At 63.6% G+C, this 2847-nt stretch carries 2 protein-coding genes; both read right to left on the reverse strand.

Annotated features, from left to right (window positions below):
* On the reverse strand, positions 1-343 hold a 343-nt coding region (locus tag VGH41_RS09470; protein WP_331597130.1), incomplete at its 3' end, for an ATP-binding protein.
* Positions 324-2003 carry an IS21 family transposase gene (gene istA, locus VGH41_RS09475; protein WP_422662217.1) on the reverse strand — a complete coding sequence of 560 codons (1680 nt, stop codon included), beginning with the start codon at positions 2001-2003 and terminating at the stop codon, positions 324-326. The genes VGH41_RS09470 and istA, both read right to left, overlap by 20 nt.
* Positions 2004-2847 lie beyond the last annotated feature (844 nt).

The raw sequence follows: 2847 nt of genomic DNA on the forward strand, positions 1-2847 counted from the left end.
GAGCCACGTTCTGCGCCAGCGTCGATTTGCCAACACCGTTCGGGCCGATGAACACGGCGTTGGTTGCCTCCCTGACGAACTCCAGCGACATCAGTTCATTGACGGCCACGCGATCGATTCGTTTGGGCCATTGCCAGTCGAAGTCGTCCAGCGACTTGAAGTCACCCAGCTTCGCGGCGCGGATGCGCCGCTGCAGGGATCGGTGGGTGCGCTCGTCCTCTTCCCACTGGATAAGCGGAGCGACCCATTCAGCGCCGCTTACTTCGGACCAGTGCCCGACCAGACCGTTCAGGCGCAGCGTCTGCGCGCGTGCGAGCAGGATATCAGTGGTTTTCGCGTTCATGGTCACCATTGTCCGTGGTTAGTTGATCGTAGCTGTCGAGCCGGTGCGGCTGCACCGGCGTGTCCTTGCGCCGCACGTGCTCGGGCAGACTCATCGCGACCGGAGGCGGCTCACCGCGCCCGGCACGCCGGCGCTCCAGCGCCAGACGCACGGTGTTGGTGTGAGGTACGCCTGCCACGAGCGCGTCCTCCACTGCGGCCTGCAGTTCGGCCGCGCCGTAACGCTCGAGCAGGCGCAGCAACCCGTTCGTGAGCGCGCCGAGGTTCGCGCCGCGCTCAGCCGCGCGCGTGAGCAGTAACTGGCTGGCCGGCACGGCCTTCGTCAGGCTGTTGACGCCGCGATGCTGGCTCGCCTGGCGTTTGCGTTCCTTGAGTTCATGGATGTGCCCGGGCAGTTCGATCTGCGCGTCGCGGTCATAGCTGCGGGGATGGCGGGCAATCACCTGGACGCCGTCGAACACACGCACCTGCTGCAGATCGGCGCGTACCGTCAGCGTGCGACGTACATGCGCGGGAGGGATCGAGTAGTCGTTTAAATCGAAGCGCACGTACGGCGTCTTGCCGACCCTGACCTCGAGCTGCTCCTCCACGGGGTATGGGTTCTCCGGCAGCGGCAGCAGCAACGGCTGCTCCTTTGCGAAGGCCTCGCGTACCGTCATGGCGCGATCCTCCGGACATGGACGATCGGCCGCCTGGGTACGACACCAGTGCTCAGCCTGTGCGTTCAGATCATCGAGATCAGTGAAGGTGCGCGCCGCGAAGAACGCATCGCGTATATGGCGAATTGCCCGTTCGATCCTGCCTTTTTCGTTGCCGCGGTAAACCGCCACCGGTCGGGGCTCGAACCGGTAATGCGCGGCAAATGCGAGCAGCCTCGGGTTGAAGTGGATCGCATCACCCTGACGCTCGAGCACAGCACTTTTAAGATTGTCGTAAAGAATGACCTTTCCGAGGCCACCCCAGTGGGTGAACGCGCCGACATGACCACGCAGGAAGTTCTCCATCCGGGCATCGAGGAAGAAGCGCAGATAAAGGTCGCGTGAGTACGAAAGCACCATCACGAAGGCCATCAGCGGGCGCCGGGCCCGACCAATTTCCATGTGAGAGAAATGCGCCCAGTCGCATTGCATCTGCTCTCCCGGCAACGTGCGCAGACGCAGGAAGGCCTCGGCCGCCCGACGCGGACGGCGTTGCGCAATCAGGTGCCGGAAGTGGTCCGGCGCGCCCTTGTAGCCGCGCTCGCGTACCATCGAGTACAGGCGGCTGGCCGTCAGCGTCGGGAACTTCTCCAGCGTCTGCTGGATGAACGGCAGGTACGGCTCAATCATTGAAGGGCGCGGCGGCGGTCCGTGCCTTGGCAGCCCCGCATGCGCGAGCACACGCTGCACCGTCTCGCGATGCACGCGCAACTGCTTCGCGATGGTGCCGCAGCGCCACTTTTCAACGTGATAGAGACGCAGGATCTGCGCCTCCAGTTCAGCTTTGATGGTCATCAGGAATGTCTCCGCGATCGAAACAATAAACACGACGCGGACCTCGACGACGCACAAAGCCGGTACGCACGAACGGCGGCAGCAAGCCGCCACAACAGTGACAGCGCGGCCTTGCTGACGCCGCCGTCGCTGGCGCCGCCGTTGCACGATCATCGAATTGAACTGCAACGGCGGCGCCTGTCGTCAGGTCCGCTCGCAGTACATCATTCGAAGAGGGAGTAGGTGAACCGTGATGCGTCACGATTTTGCGTTGCGACCGGTGGCGTCGGGCTCGCGCCGCATGAGCGAAGCGCCCACGACGGCCGCGCTGGTAGCGTCGACCCGCTTCGCGCACGCTGGCACGACGCGCTTCTCGGGCGCAATCACGGCAATAGCGATTGCCGCGATCACAACGACGGCAAATGAAGACCTGCGCCCGGCAAAGGGCGCACACAAACAGGCGACCCGTGGGCTGCAACCCACGGGGATTTCCTCTGGGCATCGGCGCTCCTTGATGAACGCCGAAGACCATCGACAGACCGCACCTGCCATGCAATACTTGACGCGCACAGGTGCGCCGGATCTGACATCCGGACTCAGTGTGGGCGCGGCATCGGTTGGACTCGCGAGGTCTTGATGACCGATGCCGCGCCTGTTGTTTCTTCGGCGAACCGCCTTTCTACCACGTGCCCGACTGTTCGCGCGACGCGACGCGGGGTGCGTCTCCAGTCGCCCTACGGGCTCCCTTCGACGCACCCCGCGTCAACTCCTCTTCAGTCTTAGCCCGGTATCCCCAAGGCAAACAGCACCGCGTCTTATCTCCGCCTATGCCTATGTAACGCCGCCGTCAACCTGACGCCGCCAGATTTGTGCGGATCTCCAGCACCATCGACACCCGGGACTAGAACTCTGTCGTGGCTCAATAGCTGGCCTATGCGTACCCCTGTCAACGCTTCGTGCTGCACCTCGCGGTACGACACGCATGACTCGGGGCCGATGTGGTTCGCTACACCTTCATCGTAGTGGACTTCCA

The sequence above is a fragment of the Paraburkholderia sp. genome (assembly GCF_036488795.1).
Classification (GTDB): Bacteria; Pseudomonadota; Gammaproteobacteria; order Burkholderiales; family Burkholderiaceae; genus Paraburkholderia.